Here is a 14,753-nt window from a genome sequence, read left to right on the forward strand (position 1 = left end):
CCACGGGCGGCTCACCGACCGGTCATCGTCGAGACACTGGACACGAATAGCGCTGGTACGAGCGGCTTTTCGAGGCCCGAGTCAGTCCGCGCGGCGCACGTCGAGCACCGCCTTGCCGGGCACGCGGCGGCTCACCAGGGCGTCGGCGGCACGCAGGTAATCGGTCCAGTCGCCACGCCAGCCGATGGCCAGATCCAGCTGCCCGCGCTCGGCCAGGCCGACCAGTTCGGCGAGCTCGCCGCCGAGCGGAGTGCCGATGACGAAGGTCTCGATCCGCGCGCGATCGACCCGGATGCGCGCCTCCTCGAAGTCGATGAGGGTCGGCTGTTTCGAGGCCTTGCCGACCGCCACCACCGTGCCGCCGGTCTCGAGCCGCAGATAGGCGTCGGCCAGCTGCTGGCCGCCGACATTGTCGACCGCGCCGAAGACCCGGCCGTGCAGGGCCGCGGGACCGAGGATCACCTCGCTCGCGCCCAGCTCGGCCAGCCCCGCGCCGCGGGCCGGACTGCCCACCGAGGCAACGACTTCCGCACCGGCCAGATGCGCGAGCTGCACCGCGAACCGGCCCACGCCCCCGGACGCGCCGGTCACCAGCACCCGGCGTCCGGCGATGTCGCCGAGCCGCCGGATCGCCTGCAGGGCGGTGACCGCGGCGACCGGAAGCGCCGCTGTCGCACCGATATCCAGGGTGTCGGGCACCAGGGCCAGCTCCGCGGTGTCGACCGCGCGCTGCTCGGCCCAGGCCCCGCCCCAGCCGAAGGTCACCACGCGGCTGCCCGCGGGCGGACCCGAACCGTCGGCCGCGGGGACCACGACGGTTCCGGCGGCGTCCCAGCCCGGAATGGTGCCGGTCGGCAGGTCCGGGACCCGGAAGGCGACCTCCCCGAAGTTGAACGAGAACGCGGCGACGTCGATCAGCGCCTGCGACGGTCCCGGCGTCGGGGCGGGGGCGTCGCCCAGGCGCAGCATGTGCGGGGCGGCCTGGTCGTGGACGAGTGCCTTCATCTTCAGTGCTCCTCTGCTCAGGGGATCGGCGGACATGGTCCGGGCGCACGGCCGCCCCGACTCCGTCCCGGCCGGGATCGGAAATCGGGGCGGCCGTAGCGAATTCAGTTATGGGGTGACTCAGCCCAGGGTCGGGTAGTCGGTGTAGCCGACGTGGTCGCCGCCGTAGAAGGTGGCCTCGTCGGCGGTGTTGAAGGGGCCGCCGGCCTTGATGCGAGCGTCCAGGTCGGGGTTGGCCAGCCACAGGGTGGCCAGCGCGACCGCGTCCGCCACACCGGATTCCAGCGCTTCCTTGGCGGCGTCGACCGTCGCGGGGAAGGCCTCGGGGGTGGCGTGCGGGTTGATGATGATGCTGTTGGCGAAGGCCGCGCGCAGCTTGGTGGTCAGCTCGCGGTCGCCGCCCTCCATGATGTGCACGTAGGCGATGTCCAGGTCGGACAGCTTGGTGAGCAGCTCGACGTACAGCGGGGCCGGGTCGGCCTCGACGATGTGGTTGAACGGGTTGCCGGGCGAGAGCCGGATACCGGTGCGGTCGGCGCCGATGGCCTGGGCGACCGCGGCCACCACCTCGGTGACGAAGCGGATCTTGTTGGCGATCGAGCCGCCGTAGTTGTCGGTGCGCAGGTTGGTGTTGTCGGCCAGGAACTGGTGCAGCAGATAGCCGTTCGCACCGTGGATCTCGACACCGTCGAAGCCGGCGGCGATGGCGTTGCGCGCGGCGGCCACGAAGTCGGCGATGGTGGTGGTGATGTCCTCGGCGGTCATCTCCCGGGGCTCCGGGTGGTCGATCATGCCGTTGGGGGTGAACAGCTGCTCACCGGAGACCACCGCGGACGGGGCCAGCGGCAGCGCGTTGTCCGGGTACAGCATGGGGTGGCCGATGCGGCCGCAGTGGGTCAGCTGCGCGATGATGCGGCCGCCCGCCTGGTGCACGGCGTCGGTGACCTGGCGCCAGGCCGCGGTCTGGGCCTCGTTGTGCAGGCCCGGGGTCAGGAAGTAGCCCTGGCCGATGACGCTGGGCTGGATGCTCTCGCTGATGATCAGGCCGGCACTCGCGCGCTGCGTGTAGTACTCGGCGGTGAGCTCGGTGACGAGCCCATCCAGGGTGGCCCGGTTGCGGGTCATCGGCGCCATCACCAGACGGCTCGGCAGCTGCAACTGACCGATCGAGACCTGCTCGAACAGAGTGCTCACCTTGTACTCCTTGCTGGATCGAGTCGCGCGCCGGACTGGTGCGCGCAGTTACTTGATTGGATCAAGCACCATGCTGGCACATGTGATTTATCCAATCAAGTACCTTCGTCAAGTCTTGGCTTAGAATTTTCTGCATGGCAGTACCGGCAGGTCCCGTGAGCACATCCACCGACGTCGAGCGCGTGATGTTCGAATTCGTGGACGCCTACAACCACGCCTTCGAGGACGCCGCCCGTGACCAGGGCATGAGCATGGCCCACGCCTGCGTGCTCGGCCGGGTCGGCACACCCCGCGGGATGGGCGAACTGGCCGAGGAACTCGGCTGCGACGCCTCCAACATCACCCAGATCGTCACCCGGCTCGAGGCCCGCTCCCTGGTCCTGCGCCAACCCGACCCCGCCGACCGGCGCTTCCGGCGCATCCAGCGCACCCCCGAGGGCGAAGCCGTCAACGACGCGTTCGAGGACTCCTTCGACTTCCCCCGCCGCGCGGTCGCCAATCTGACCCCCGACGAACAACAGCAACTGGCCGACCTTCTCCGTAAAGCACTCACCCCGCCCCGGTGACCACACCGGCGACGAACACACCGAACTCGTTGCGGCCCAACGCTACCCGTGGGCAAACACTCTGATCAACGCGTGATGATCTCACGCGCACCGCTCTGACCTGCGCGAATGCTCCCTGATGTCCCGACGATGACCGGGCGATGACGCTCGCGGCGATAGTTTCGCCGCGGACGTGTCGTGGACACGTCGGATACGGAAGCTGCACAAGGTATTCGGAGGCGCGCGGTGACCAGTCAGCAAGAGGACATCACAACCCGGGAACCAGCACCGGAACCATCGGGGGATGCGTTCGGGCACATCGAGGTTCGCGGCATCGACTTCGTTCCCCCGCAGGAGCGCCGCGGCACGCCGCGTGAACTGTTCACCATCTGGGCGGCGTCCAATGTCGCCTACATCTACATCGTGCTGGGCGGCACGGCGCTGCTGCTCGGCCTGTCGCTGTGGCAGGCGCTGGCGGTCGTGGTGCTGGGCAACCTGTTCTGGCTCGGCGTCGGCGCGCTCGCGGTCAGCGGCCCCGCGGCGGGCACGCCCAGCGTGGTGATCATGCGCTCCATGTTCGGCATTCGCGGCAACCGGCTCTTCGGCGCGGGGCTCAACTGGCTGATCGCCATCTCCTACGAGGCGATCAACCTGTCGTTCGGTTCGCTCGCGGCGTTCGCGCTGGCCGGGCATCTGGGCGTGACGGTGTCGACGCCGGTGAAGCTCGTCATCGTCGCGGTCATGGCGGTCGCGACCTTCACGATCAGCATCTACGGTCACGCGACGATCGTGCGGCTGAGCCCGTTCTTCACCGCGGCCCTGGTGCTCTGCTGTGTGCTGCTGGGCGTCTTCGTGTTCGGCCACGCCAAGTTCGATTACGTTCCCGCGCAACCGCTCACCGGGTCCTCGCTGTGGTCGGCGCTGCTGGTCGGGGTCGCGCTGGTCGCGTCGGCTCCGCTGTCGTGGACCGTCGGCGCGGACTACGCGCGCTACCTGCCGGAATCGGTGTCGAAGCGCGCGGTGATGGGGTGGACCGCGCTGGGCGGGTTCGTGCCCGCGGTCGCGCTGGGCGTCATCGGCGTCGTCGCCGGGACCAGCGTCGACATGACCGATCCCCAGACCTCGCTGAAGGGCATCCTGCCCGGGTGGTTCTACCCGGTGTTCCTGGCCGTGATCGTCGTCGGCGCGATCACCACCAATGTGCTCACCACCTACTCGTCCGGCCTGTGCCTGCAGGGACTCGGCGTGAAGATGCGGCGCTCGCAGACCGTGTTCATCGACGGCGTGCTCGGCGGCGCGATCACCTTCTACGCGCTGTTCGTCGCCGAGGACTTCCTCGCGACCCTGAGCCGGTGGCTGGAACTCACCGTCGTGGTGCTGGGACCGCTGGTCGCCATCTACGTGACCGATATCGTGTTGCGCCGCAACCGGTATGACGGGGTGTCGCTCAATGACGAGCACCCCGGCAGCGCGCAGTGGTACACGGCGGGCTTCAACATCGCCGGCGTCGCGGCCATCGTCTCCGGCGGCATCTCGGCGGGGCTGTGTATCCACACCACCTCGTGGGAGGGGCCGGTGGCCTCGGCCCTCGGCGGCGCGGACCTGTCGGCGCTGGCCGGACCGGCCGTCGCGGCCACCGTGTACGCGGTGCTCAGCCGCTCGCTCTACCGCTCGCGGATCGCGGCGGCCGAGATCAACGCGTGAACAACCGGCGGGTCGCGGGGCCTGTCGGTGACCGAAAAGTCGTGAAGGGAACCATGATTACCGAACAGAGTGCAGCGACCCGCCCACTACGCATTGCGATCGTGGGGGCGGGACCGGCCGGGATCTACGCCGCCGACGCCTTGATGAAATCCGAGGGGCACGCGGGGTTCGACGGGGTGAGCATCGACCTCTACGAGCGGATGCCCGCGCCGTTCGGGTTGATCCGCTACGGCGTCGCGCCGGATCACCCGCGGATCAAGGGGATCATCACCGCCTTGCACAAGGTGCTCGACAAGGAGCAGGTGCGGCTGCTGGGCAATATCGACTACGGGGTGGACATCACCCTGGCCGATCTGCGTCAGTTCTATGACGCGGTCATCTTCTCCACCGGAGCGAATGCTGACCGCGCACTGGATGTTCCGGGGATCGACCTGGACGGGTCCTACGGCGCTGCGGACTTCGTGTCCTGGTACGACGGGCATCCGGATGTGCCGCGGACCTGGCCGCTGGAGGCGGAGCGGGTCGCGGTGCTCGGGGTCGGCAATGTCGCGCTGGATGTGGCGCGGGTGCTGGCCAAGACCGGGGACGAGCTGCTGCCCACGGAGATTCCGCCGAATGTCTACGAGGGATTGAAGGCCAACAAGGCGCTGGAAGTGCACGTGTTCGGCCGCCGGGGTCCCGCCCAGGCCAAGTTCACGCCCCTCGAACTGCGCGAGCTCGACCACTCCCCCACCATCGAGGTCATCGTGGACCCCGAGGACATCGACTACGACGAGGGCTCCGAAGCCGCGCGCCGCACCTCCAAACAGGTCGACATGATCTGCAACACCGTGGAGCAGTGGGCCATTCGCGATGTCGGTGACCGCCCGCACAAGCTGTTCCTGCACTTCTTCGAGAACCCCTCGGAGATCCTCGGCGAGAACGGCAAGGTCGTCGGCCTGCGGACCGAACGCACCGCACTCGACGGCACCGGCAACGTGAAACCCACCGGTGCATACCGTGATTGGGACATCCAGGCCGTCTATCGCGCTGTCGGCTATCTCTCCCAGCCGATTCCGGGCCTGCCCTTCGACGAGGACAGCGGCACGGTCCCCAATACCGCGGGCCGCATCCCCGGCCTGGCCGCCACCTATGTCACCGGCTGGATCAAACGCGGCCCCGTCGGCCTCATCGGTCACACCAAGGGCGACGCCAACGAGACCATCGCGTGCCTGCTCGACGACGCCCCTTCCTTCATCCCCGCCGCCCGGCCCGACCCCGATGCCGTCATCGAATTCCTGGAGCGCAAGGGCATCCCGTTCACCACCTGGGCGGGCTGGTACCGCCTCGACGCCCACGAACGCGCCCTCGGCGAACCGCAGGGCCGCGAACGCGTCAAGGTCGTGGAACGCGACGAGATGCTGGCCGCCTCCGAACCCGGCAAGAAGACAGGAGCCGCTGTGCCGACCACGCGAATCACGAAGGTCCTCGTAGCCAACCGAGGCGAGATCGCTGTGCGCGTGATCCGGGCCGCCAAGGACGCCGGAATCTCCAGCGTCGCGGTGTATGCCGAGCCCGATGCCGACGCGCCGTTCGTGAAGCTCGCCGATGAGGCGTTCGCGCTGGGTGGGCAGACATCGGCCGAGTCCTATCTGGTGTTCGACAAGATTCTCGAGGCCGCCGCCAAATCAGGTGCCGATGCGATCCACCCCGGTTACGGGTTCCTCTCGGAGAACGCGGATTTCGCGCAGGCCGTGATCGATGCCGGTCTGATCTGGATCGGTCCGTCGCCGCAGTCGATTCGGGATCTGGGTGACAAGGTGACCGCGCGCCACATCGCCGAGCGCGCGCAGGCGCCGATGGCCGCGGGTACCAAGGACCCGGTGAAGAACGCTGACGAGGTGGTGGCGTTCGCCGAGGAGTTCGGTGTGCCGGTGGCCATCAAGGCCGCGTTCGGTGGTGGTGGCCGTGGCATGAAGGTCGCGCACACCATCGAGGAGATCCCGGAGCTGTTCGAGTCCGCGACCCGTGAGGCGATCGCGGCGTTCGGTCGTGGCGAGTGCTTCGTGGAGCAGTACCTGGATAAGGCCCGCCATGTCGAGGCGCAGGTCATCGCCGACCAGCACGGCAACGTGGTCGTCGCCGGTACTCGTGACTGCTCGCTGCAGCGCCGCTTCCAGAAGCTCGTCGAGGAAGCCCCCGCACCCTTCCTGTCCGATTCCGTGCGTTCCCAGATCCACGAGTCGGCGAAGCAGATCTGCCGCGAGGCAGGCTATTACGGCGCGGGCACGGTCGAATACCTCGTCCAGGGCGACACCGTCTCCTTCCTCGAGGTGAACACCCGCTTGCAGGTGGAGCACCCGGTGACCGAGGAGACCGCCGGAATCGACCTGGTGCGCCAGCAGTTCCGCATCGCCGAAGGCCACGCCCTGACCCTGACCGAGGACCCGGCCCCGCGCGGCCACTCCTTCGAGTTCCGCATCAACGGTGAGGACGCGGGCCGCGGCTTCCTCCCGGCACCGGGCCCGGTCGTCACCTACCGCGAACCGACCGGTCCCGGCGTGCGTGTCGACTCCGGTGTGGTCGAGGGCTCTGTCATCGGCGGCCAATTCGACTCCATGCTCGCCAAACTGATCGTCACCGGCGAAACCCGTGACCAGGCCCTCCAACGAGCAGCCCGCGCCCTCGCCGAATTCCAGATCGAGGGCTTGGCCACAGTCCTCCCCTTCCACCGCCACATCGTCACCAACCCCGCCTTCATCGGCGACGGCGAGAAGTTCGACGTCTACACCAAGTGGATCGAGAACGAGTGGGACAACCCGATCGAGCCCTACACCGGCGCTGTCGCCATCGAAGAGGACGAAGAGGCTCCGCGCCACAAGGTCATCGTCGAGGTCAGCGGCCGCCGAGTCGAAGTCTCCATCCCCGCCCAATTCTCCGCCTCCGCCGCTGCCGCCCCGGTCCGCAAGAAGCCGAAGCCCCGCAAGCGCGGTGGCGCGGGCGCGGGTGCCGCCTCCGGTGACGCCGTGACCGCTCCGATGCAGGGCACCGTCGTCAAGGTGGCCGTCGAAGAGGGCCAGTCCGTCGAGGCGGGCGACCTGGTCGTGGTGCTCGAGGCCATGAAGATGGAGAACCCGGTCACCGCCCACAAGGCCGGCACCATCACCGGCCTCACTGTCGAGCCCGGCAGCGCCATCACCCAGGGCACCGTCCTGGCCGAAATCAATTAGCCCCGGTGCGGCCCCGGCACACCAGCCGGGGCCGCACCCCCTCGAGAAAACCCGATTCCACTTCCAGCCCCCACCCTGCTAAAGTTCCTTCCCGCAACGACGTAGCAAGCGCCATTAGCTCAATTGGCAGAGCAGCTGACTCTTAATCAGCGGGTTCGGGGTTCGAGTCCCTGATGGCGCACCAGAAATACCTAACGCGAGGTCAGACCGCCGAGGGCGTCTTGGGCCGGGGCGTAGCCGGCTCGCGCGGATTTGAGGTATACGCGTTTCGCGGCGTCGGTGCGCCCGAGGGATTTCCATTGGTCACCCAGGGCTTTCAGCGCGACCATGTCGCCGTCTTGTTCCACCTCGCGGTACAGGGACTCGGCTCGGTCGCCCTCGCCTCGGGCCTCATGAACCGTTGCCAGGTGGACCTTTCCGAGAATGTGGCCATTATCGACGTAGCGGCGGTACCAGTAGGCGGCCTGGCTGAGGTCACCGGTCTTCATGCACATATGGCCCAGGGTCAGCATCGAGAGTGTTTCACCGCACTCGGCGGCCCGCCGGTACCAGCGTTCGGCTTCCGCTCGGGCGCCCCGGTTTTCGAGGAGTCGCGCCAGGAAGGACATGGACAGGGCGTCGTTCATCGCCGCGGCTTGGCGGAGTAGCCGTTCGGCTTCGCCGATGTCGCCGCGCTTCTGATGATCACGGGCCCGGGCCAGCAATTGGCTGATCTCGCCGCGCTTCCGTCCGGTGCCCGACGATCGTGAATTTTCCTTGGGGACTTCCGATTTCGACGATAGGTCCGGCGGTGCCGGGGCTGTGAGCATGGCCAGTGCGTGCGGGATGGACGGACGTGACTCCGGCCGTTTGTCCATCAGCCGGGTGATGAGCTGACCGAGTGGCCCGGCGTGCACCGGCGAGGGAACCGCACCGAACATGACCGCTTTCATGGTTCCGTGAATGGTGTCGCGACGGAACGGCGAAACCCCTTCCACCGCGTGGTAGAGCGTGACGCCGAGGGCGTACAGGTCACCGGCGGGTGTGTCGTCGCCGTCGACGCGTTCGGGTGCCATGTACTCGAACGAACCGATGAGCGCCTCCTTGGCGGTCAGCGTGTGATCGGAGTGGTGGCGGGCGGTTCCGAAATCGGTGAGCAGCACCTCGCCACCGGTGGCGAGCAGGATATTGCCCGGCTTGACATCGCGGTGGACCACGCCGGCGTCATGGGCGGCCCGCAGTGCCTGCAACAGGGCGGCGGCGACGGTGGGCGGCTTCCGCGACGTCGACCGGCCCGTCGCTGTCGATTCGCTGCTTCAACGATCGGCCGGACACCAGGCGCATGACGATCCAGGGCGTCCCGCTGTCGGTGACGACATCGAGGACACCGACGATATTCGGATGATCGCGCAGCCGACCGGCATTGCGGGCCTCACGTTCCGCCCGCGCGACCCGCTCCGCGTGCTGCGCGCTGGATTCGGCCTGCGGGAGCAGCACCTCCTTCACCGCGACATCCACCCGCGACCGCTCGTCGCGTGCCTTCCAGACGGTCCCGAATCCGCCACTGCCCAGCTTCTCGATCAACCGGTAGCGGCCGCCGAGAACCCAGCCCGGTCGTCCCAGCGAAGACATGACTGCTCCCAGCGGTTCTGCGCCCCAGCAACATTCGGAGTCAGTCAACCGTACTCGAATAACGGTGCCCACGGAGCCCGCAACCAGACGGTCAGATCGCCCTTGCGTCCATGAGACCCGACGGCACCGTAGACCTATCGGACGGGCAGTGGTTCAAGTCGTCTTACAGCGGTGGACAGAATGAATGCGTTGAAGTCGCGTGGCTCCCGCGGGGTCATGTCGGCATCCGCGATTCCAAGAACCCTGGCGGACCAGCGCTGACGTTCACTGCTGACCAATGGGATACGTTCACCGCAGGATTGGTGATCGGCGGCGGCAACGGGCCCTATTCGCCGATCTGACCGTCCAGTCGTTCTCGGAGCAGGTCGGCGTGGCCGTTGTGGCGGGCGTACTCCTCGATCATGTGCGTGAGGATCCAGCGCACGCTGTAGCCGTCATCGTCGGACTGGTGATCGCCGACCGTGTCGAGTGATTCACAACTGTCCACAATCTCCCGCGAGCGGGCGCATTCCTCGTGCCACAAGCGAAACGCCTCATCGACGTCCGCGTCATCGACGTCGAAGTCCACATCCTCCGACCGCTCGACACCCCAGTAGAACGCGGGCGCGTCCACACCCCCGAGCGTGCGGGCGAACCAGCCACGCTCCACGTCGGTCATGTGACGCACGAGTCCGAGCAGCGACAGCTTCGACGGCGACACCACCTGCCGCCGCAACTGTGCGGCCGACAGCTCCGAACACTTCCACGCCAACGTATCTCGCTGAAACTGCAGAAAACCGGTGAGCGTCTCGCGCTCTCCGGCAATCCGAGGCGTCTCGGCCCGCTGGCTCGACTTCATCCGGCCATTCTCGCCGGTCCGAGCACAACCCGCCCGAACCTTCCCGAAAATGCAGAACGGCCCGAGATCCCCTCGGGCCGTTGATCTTCGCCGCTACCTGACCGAGTTGGCCAGCTGATCGTCGAGTAGCTGCGCCGATAAAAGTCGGCCGACAAGGACCTGGAAGGTGCACCATCCGAGATCATCTCGGCCGGCCGAACGCACTGAACTGGCTCATTGAGAGCAGCCGAAGGCGATCGGGCATCAGGGCTTGGAAGTTCAGCCGACCGCGATTCATCGCAGGCACCGAACGCGCCGGGAGGATTCGACCCCAGCACCAAGATTTCACCAAAATTTTGGGCCGCTACGTGCGATTTCTACGCAGTTTTCTTCACGGTCTCAGGCCAGGCCCGATGGCAGACCATCGTCGTAGACCGCGAGGATGTCCGTCGCCTTCGATAGCGTGTCGACGATGGATTGAGCTGGGGCACAATACAACTCCGGATAGTCGATTTCACCGAGCTCGGGGTCGACGGGGAACGCAAGCCGTTCCGCATCCAAGGAGAACTCCGCCGAGATATCGGGCCGATTGCCACGCGGGTCCTGCCGATGCCAGCCCCCGTCGAGGTGCACCGCGACCAGACCGTGGAGCACGTGCCCGACACCGTGAGTCAGCCGCTGGTAGCACAGCGCGGTAGGGATCCCGTGTCCGCGCAGGACCGCGGCCAGCAGGTGAGACTTCGCATAACAAAGCCCAACCCGCTGTTCGAGCACCTCCGAAGCGCGCAGCGTCACCCGAGGATCGCGTGCGTCGAAGGAGTGCGAGACATTGTCCCGCACCCACTCGAACGCCTTCCGAGCGAACTCGACCTCCCCGTCGGCGCCGGCTCGAAGCTCCCGCCCCAGCTCGCGCACCGTCGGATGATCGACCTCGACGATCGAATCGCCCACCAGGAAGGCATCCGGGCTCAACGACGACACCAGCGAGAACGACATGATCGAACCCTAGAACGAACCCGAGACCAGCCCTTCGCCAGGCCGCCGACCGACCTTCGGCGGCGATATCCTGCCGATTTCGGCTCTGCGACGCTTTTGCGTAGGCAACTTCTACCAGATCGGCAGTATTCTGCCGATTTCAATATAGGCTCGGGTAGCCTAGATGAATCCGCACGGAATCGGCAGAATATTGCCGTTCTTATGGAGGTGATTCGATGACGGTGCTATCGAGCATCGGGGACGCTATTCACGCGGCACGTCGCCGTCATCGGCTGACGCAGGAGCAGTTGGCGGAGCTGGCGGGCACCTCCACGCGCACGGTACGCGAGATCGAGCACGGTAGCGGGTCGACGAGCATCGCCACTGTCGCCGCTGTGGCCGACGTGCTCGGACTCACCCTGGGGGTTGTCGGGTGAGGGATCTCGAGGAGCTTCGGCGGGTTGCCCGAGCGGATGTGTACAAGGCCGGTCGGCGCGCGGGTGTCCTGGAGCGGACAGCGGACGGTGGGACCGAATTTCGCTACGAGAAGGATTATCTCGCCGACGGAACGCCGTTAGCCACGACGCTCCCGCTCAGCCTGGATTCCGTGCGCAGCTTCGCGGGTGCGGTCCCGCCCTTCTTCGAAGGTCTTCTGCCCGAGGGGCATCGGCTCACGGTATTGCAGCGTGCGGTCAAAACCAGTATCAACGATGAACTGAGCCTGCTGCTGGCGGTAGGGGGTGATGTACCCGGGGATGCGCAGATCATCCCCGCTGGTCAGCAGCTCACCTACATTCCGCCATTGGTTGAGGGAGACTCGCCCGCAGAGCTCGAATTCGCGCGATTCGTAGACGAAATCGACACTCATGCGCTGCCGGGAGTTCAGCGTAAAGCCAGTGCGTCGATGATCAGTGTGCCGTTCTCGGCTCGGTATGGGCAGTTCATTCTCAAGCTCTCGCAACCGGAGTACCCCCATCTGGTGGAGAACGAAGCGGCGCATCTGAAAGCGGCGACGTTGATGAAAATCCCTGTCGCCGAGGCGAATCTGGTAACCGACCGCATTGGCGAAACCGGCCTGCTGGTGCGGCGATTCGATCGGGTGCACGAGGAGGGGTCGTGGCGACGCTTGGCGTTCGAGGATGCGACACAGGTGCTGGGCCTGCCTCCGGCGTCGAAGTATCAGCCCGATGCGGGCACCGTGGTCAACGCACTCGCGCGGATATCCGAGGCTCCGGCAGTAGCTCGTCGAAACCTCTACTTGCAGTTTCTCTTCGCCTGGCTCACCGGAAACGGTGACCTGCACGCGAAGAACATCGGTGTGGTCGAGGGGCCCGGCGGGAAATGGAGTATCGCACCGATATTCGACATACCGTGCACTCTGGTCTATGGAGATGACTCGATGGCGCTGCCTATCTCCGGCAGGACTCGCAAGTTGCGCTCCCGCGACTGGGCCGCGTTCGCCGCAGAGGTCGGACTAACCGAGCGAGCCGCGGTTTCGGCGCGCACTGTCGCACTCCGAGCGGCCGCAGCGGTTGATTACGCCGCCCTGCCGTTCTCGGGATCACCCATGAACAAGGTGGAGCGCGAACTGCGTTGGCGGCGTGCCGAACTCGGCCACTGAGCACCGAAACGCAGTCGCTCGCGCCGAACGGCCCGAGATCCCCTCGGGCCGTTGATCTTCGCCGCTACTTGACCGAGTTGGCCAGCTGATCGGCATACGGGGCGATGAACTTTCCGACGATGGGTAGCGGCGCACGCACACCGCCGGTGTTGTTGGCCTGAACCATCGCCATGATCCACACGACGAGCGCCAGGAGGCCGACTACGAGGCCGGCGAGGCTGAAGATGATTCCCAGGGCGCCGAGCAGGGAACCGATGATGCTCAGGGCGAAGTTGACCACAGAGACCGCGCCGAAGAACACGATCGACTGCGAGGCATGGAATTTCACATCGGGATCGTTCTTCCCCATGAAGAGGAAGAGGATGCCGGTGAGCCAGCCCAGCGCGTAGGACAGGATCGCGCTGGTCTTCTTGTCCAACCCGGTGGACTGCGGCTGGTTTGCGGGAGGCTGAGAAAATGTCATGCGGTAAGTAAATGCCGCAGACGGCCCCTACCGATCCCAACTTCAGAACGAACCTGCAGGTCACGGCCGGGCTGAGGGATTCTCGTGTTTCAGCCCCGCAGGGTGGCGATCGCCTTTTCGATGCGGCGTTGGCGGGTTTCGGGTTTCTTGGCGCTGTCGATGGCGTGGACGTGCTCGCGTTTGCGGCTGTGGGAGAGGTTGTCGTAGGCGGCGCGGGCGATGGGGTCGGCGTCGAGGGCTCGAGCGAAGTCGTCGGGCTCGACGATTTCGCGGGGTTCGGTATCGAGTTCGATCTCGACTTCCACTTCGTCGCCGATCTCGACACCCGCGGCCTTGCGGTTGGCGTTGCTGAGGCCGAGGAGGTTTCGGCCGCGGAGGATGGCCACTCGGCTCTTCCAGGTGTGGCCGTTGAGGGTGATGGTCACGGGCGGGCGGGCGCCGCCGCCGAGCGCTTCCACCACGTCGGGTGGAACCTCCAAGCCTCGCATGGGCTCCGGTGGCTCGACGATGGCTCGAAACTTCATGGTGGTTCTCCCGTTGTTCCGGCTCCGACGGCCGCTCCCATCTTCCTACACCAAGATCATCGCGGAGCCCCGGGCCGCTGCGTCCCGCGCCGCGCCGGGCACTCTCACCTCTGGATTGTGTTTTCCTGAGAACAGGGGCGGTGTGTGCGACAGTCGGATCGATGGTCGTCCCGTACCTGGGAGGAGTCGGCAGATGACCGATGATCACACGGTGGTCGGCCGGGTGGTCGCGATTCTGGACGCGGTCGCCGACGCGCCGGCACCGTTGCCGCTGCGCGAGCTGACCCGGCGGACCGGGATACCGAAACCCACCGTCCGGCGGATCGCCAACGACCTGGTCGCGCGGGGCATGCTGGTCCGCACCGAGGACGGCTACTGGGCCGGGTCACGGCTGATGAACCAGGGGCTGCAGTCCGCCTACCAGCAGCGGATGCCGATGACCGTACAGCCGTATCTGCAAGAGCTGCACTATGTTTCACGCGGAGAGATCGCCTGGTACGCGACGGTGCACGACGGCAGCCTGGTGACCGTCGGCGCCGCCTTCGGGCCGCGGTACGCGGCCGCCATGCAGCGCGGCTGGTGGCCCAACCTCGAGATGTTCGGCAACAGCGCGGTGCTGTTCGCCTCGGGGCGGCTGCAATTCGCGCACGCGCCGGACCGCGCGGACCGGGCGCTGTCCACCGGGTGGAGTCCGATGACGCCGCAGTCCGTGACCGATCGGCACACCATGACCGACCTGCTGAAACAGGCTTACGACACCGGATACGCCGAGGAACAGGAACAGGTCGCGCTCGGATACCGGTGCGCCGCGGCCGCATTGCGCGACGACGCCGGTCGGCTCACCGGCGTGGTGGGTGTCACCGGCTGCACGAACTCGGTGACCGCCGCCGACCTGCGGACCGCGCTGTCGAAATCAGCCGACGGTCTCGAACGCGATATCCGCGAGGTCGTCGGACGGGTCCCGGATCCCGCGACGGTGCTGCCGTCCTATCTACGACTCCGATCCGGGGTCGGATACACCTGGCCCGCCCTGCCCACGGCCACCCGAGTCACTGAATGACACGGTGTGGTGCGCTACCGCCCGG

The 14,753-nt window shown here is 66.8% G+C and carries 15 protein-coding genes, 1 tRNA gene and 1 pseudogene; 9 read left to right on the plus strand and 8 right to left on the minus strand.

Translation table 11 applies throughout. The annotated features are described in order from the left end of the window. Nucleotides 1-81 precede the first annotated feature (81 nt). On the minus strand, nt 82-1,005 hold the full coding sequence (locus tag ABZ382_RS19230) for a zinc-binding dehydrogenase (RefSeq protein WP_357090523.1): 924 nt from the start codon (nt 1,003-1,005) through the stop codon (nt 82-84). A 120-nt stretch (nt 1,006-1,125) separates the two neighbouring features. Continuing rightward, complete coding sequence (locus ABZ382_RS19235; RefSeq protein WP_357090525.1) at nt 1,126-2,199, minus strand: alkene reductase; 1,074 nt, start codon at nt 2,197-2,199, stop codon at nt 1,126-1,128. Between the two features lie 134 nt (nt 2,200-2,333). Between ABZ382_RS19235 and ABZ382_RS19240 the strand changes: the two genes are divergently transcribed. From ABZ382_RS19240 to ABZ382_RS19260, 5 genes and pseudogenes are all read left to right on the plus strand, one after another. Next, nucleotides 2,334-2,765: a MarR family transcriptional regulator gene (locus ABZ382_RS19240; RefSeq protein WP_357090526.1), complete on the plus strand. Its 432-nt coding sequence runs from the start codon at nt 2,334-2,336 to the stop codon at nt 2,763-2,765. A gap of 225 nt (nt 2,766-2,990) precedes the next feature. After that, nucleotides 2,991-4,448 (plus strand): cytosine permease, encoded by a 1,458-nt coding sequence (locus ABZ382_RS19245; protein WP_357090528.1) that lies wholly within the window; start codon nt 2,991-2,993, stop codon nt 4,446-4,448. Between the two features lie 53 nt (nt 4,449-4,501). Continuing rightward, nucleotides 4,502-5,029, plus strand: a pseudogene (locus ABZ382_RS19250) (FAD-dependent oxidoreductase); the annotation flags it as partial. Nucleotides 5,030-5,845: 816 nt separating this feature from the next. Then, entirely contained in the window at nt 5,846-7,657 is a 1,812-nt protein-coding gene (locus ABZ382_RS19255; RefSeq protein WP_357090741.1) for an acetyl/propionyl/methylcrotonyl-CoA carboxylase subunit alpha, read from the plus strand. Between the two features lie 108 nt (nt 7,658-7,765). After that, a tRNA-Lys gene (locus ABZ382_RS19260) sits at nt 7,766-7,841 on the plus strand. A gap of 7 nt (nt 7,842-7,848) precedes the next feature. Here ABZ382_RS19260 and ABZ382_RS19265 read toward each other — a convergent pair. Both ABZ382_RS19265 and ABZ382_RS19270 read right to left on the minus strand, forming a co-directional pair. Continuing rightward, nucleotides 7,849-8,886 carry a serine/threonine-protein kinase gene (locus ABZ382_RS19265; RefSeq protein ID WP_357090530.1) on the minus strand — a complete coding sequence of 346 codons (1,038 nt, stop codon included), beginning with the start codon at nt 8,884-8,886 and terminating at the stop codon, nt 7,849-7,851. Beyond that, a complete protein-coding gene (locus ABZ382_RS19270) occupies nt 8,861-9,268 on the minus strand; it encodes a protein kinase (protein ID WP_357090532.1) in 408 nt (135 codons plus the stop codon). The genes ABZ382_RS19265 and ABZ382_RS19270 overlap by 26 nt, the downstream gene beginning before the upstream one ends. Before the next feature lie 110 nt (nt 9,269-9,378). On the opposite strand from ABZ382_RS19270, the gene ABZ382_RS19275 reads away from it, so the two are divergent. Beyond that, nucleotides 9,379-9,609: a DUF397 domain-containing protein gene (locus ABZ382_RS19275; protein ID WP_357090534.1), complete on the plus strand. Its 231-nt coding sequence runs from the start codon at nt 9,379-9,381 to the stop codon at nt 9,607-9,609. Here the strand turns inward: ABZ382_RS19275 and ABZ382_RS19280 are convergent. Together ABZ382_RS19280 and ABZ382_RS19285 are read right to left on the minus strand one after the other, a co-directional pair. Further along, the gene (locus tag ABZ382_RS19280; protein WP_357090536.1) at nt 9,594-10,106 is read right to left on the minus strand and encodes a DinB family protein; all 513 of its coding nucleotides are present in this window, start codon (nt 10,104-10,106) and stop codon (nt 9,594-9,596) included. The two genes, ABZ382_RS19275 and ABZ382_RS19280, sit on opposite strands and share 16 nt — an antisense overlap. A 378-nt stretch (nt 10,107-10,484) precedes the next feature. Continuing rightward, nucleotides 10,485-11,081 (minus strand): transglutaminase family protein, encoded by a 597-nt coding sequence (locus ABZ382_RS19285; RefSeq protein ID WP_357090538.1) that lies wholly within the window; start codon nt 11,079-11,081, stop codon nt 10,485-10,487. A 215-nt stretch (nt 11,082-11,296) separates the two neighbouring features. Between ABZ382_RS19285 and ABZ382_RS19290 the strand changes: the two genes are divergently transcribed. Together ABZ382_RS19290 and ABZ382_RS19295 are read left to right on the plus strand one after the other, a co-directional pair. Further along, a complete protein-coding gene (locus tag ABZ382_RS19290) occupies nt 11,297-11,497 on the plus strand; it encodes a helix-turn-helix domain-containing protein (RefSeq protein WP_357090539.1) in 201 nt (66 codons plus the stop codon). Then, nucleotides 11,494-12,681, plus strand: coding sequence for a HipA domain-containing protein (locus ABZ382_RS19295; RefSeq protein ID WP_357090541.1), 1,188 nt, complete (start codon nt 11,494-11,496; stop codon nt 12,679-12,681). Before ABZ382_RS19290 ends, ABZ382_RS19295 begins: the two co-directional genes overlap by 4 nt. A gap of 64 nt (nt 12,682-12,745) precedes the next feature. Here the strand turns inward: ABZ382_RS19295 and ABZ382_RS19300 are convergent, their stop codons facing one another. Both ABZ382_RS19300 and ABZ382_RS19305 read right to left on the minus strand, forming a co-directional pair. Then, nucleotides 12,746-13,099, minus strand: a complete 354-nt coding sequence (locus ABZ382_RS19300) for a DUF4870 domain-containing protein (protein ID WP_357090543.1) — start codon at nt 13,097-13,099, stop codon at nt 12,746-12,748. A 134-nt stretch (nt 13,100-13,233) separates the two neighbouring features. Continuing rightward, nucleotides 13,234-13,668 carry a YdeI/OmpD-associated family protein gene (locus tag ABZ382_RS19305; RefSeq protein ID WP_357090545.1) on the minus strand — a complete coding sequence of 145 codons (435 nt, stop codon included), beginning with the start codon at nt 13,666-13,668 and terminating at the stop codon, nt 13,234-13,236. Between the two features lie 193 nt (nt 13,669-13,861). Here ABZ382_RS19305 and ABZ382_RS19310 point away from each other — a divergent pair, with 193 nt between their 5' ends. Continuing rightward, nucleotides 13,862-14,728 (plus strand): helix-turn-helix domain-containing protein, encoded by an 867-nt coding sequence (locus tag ABZ382_RS19310; protein WP_357090547.1) that lies wholly within the window; start codon nt 13,862-13,864, stop codon nt 14,726-14,728. Nucleotides 14,729-14,753 lie beyond the last annotated feature (25 nt).

Origin of the sequence: Nocardia sp. NPDC005825 (assembly GCF_040630175.1) — a bacterium.
Taxonomy (GTDB): domain Bacteria; phylum Actinomycetota; class Actinomycetes; order Mycobacteriales; family Mycobacteriaceae; genus Nocardia.

What these genes read in the sequence shown, in the direction of transcription:
- ABZ382_RS19230 (WP_357090523.1), bottom strand. Translation starts at nt 1,005, where the DNA reads ATGAAGGCACTCGTCCACGACCAGGCCGCCCCGCACATGCTGCGCCTG.
- ABZ382_RS19240 (WP_357090526.1), top strand. Translation starts at nt 2,334, where the DNA reads ATGGCAGTACCGGCAGGTCCCGTGAGCACATCCACCGACGTCGAGCGC.
- ABZ382_RS19255 (WP_357090741.1), top strand. Translation starts at nt 5,846, where the DNA reads ATGCTGGCCGCCTCCGAACCCGGCAAGAAGACAGGAGCCGCTGTGCCG.
- ABZ382_RS19270 (WP_357090532.1), bottom strand. Translation starts at nt 9,268, where the DNA reads ATGTCTTCGCTGGGACGACCGGGCTGGGTTCTCGGCGGCCGCTACCGG.
- ABZ382_RS19275 (WP_357090534.1), top strand. Translation starts at nt 9,379, where the DNA reads ATGAGACCCGACGGCACCGTAGACCTATCGGACGGGCAGTGGTTCAAG.
- ABZ382_RS19280 (WP_357090536.1), bottom strand. Translation starts at nt 10,106, where the DNA reads ATGAAGTCGAGCCAGCGGGCCGAGACGCCTCGGATTGCCGGAGAGCGC.
- ABZ382_RS19285 (WP_357090538.1), bottom strand. Translation starts at nt 11,081, where the DNA reads ATGTCGTTCTCGCTGGTGTCGTCGTTGAGCCCGGATGCCTTCCTGGTG.
- ABZ382_RS19290 (WP_357090539.1), top strand. Translation starts at nt 11,297, where the DNA reads ATGACGGTGCTATCGAGCATCGGGGACGCTATTCACGCGGCACGTCGC.
- ABZ382_RS19305 (WP_357090545.1), bottom strand. Translation starts at nt 13,668, where the DNA reads ATGAAGTTTCGAGCCATCGTCGAGCCACCGGAGCCCATGCGAGGCTTG.
- ABZ382_RS19310 (WP_357090547.1), top strand. Translation starts at nt 13,862, where the DNA reads ATGACCGATGATCACACGGTGGTCGGCCGGGTGGTCGCGATTCTGGAC.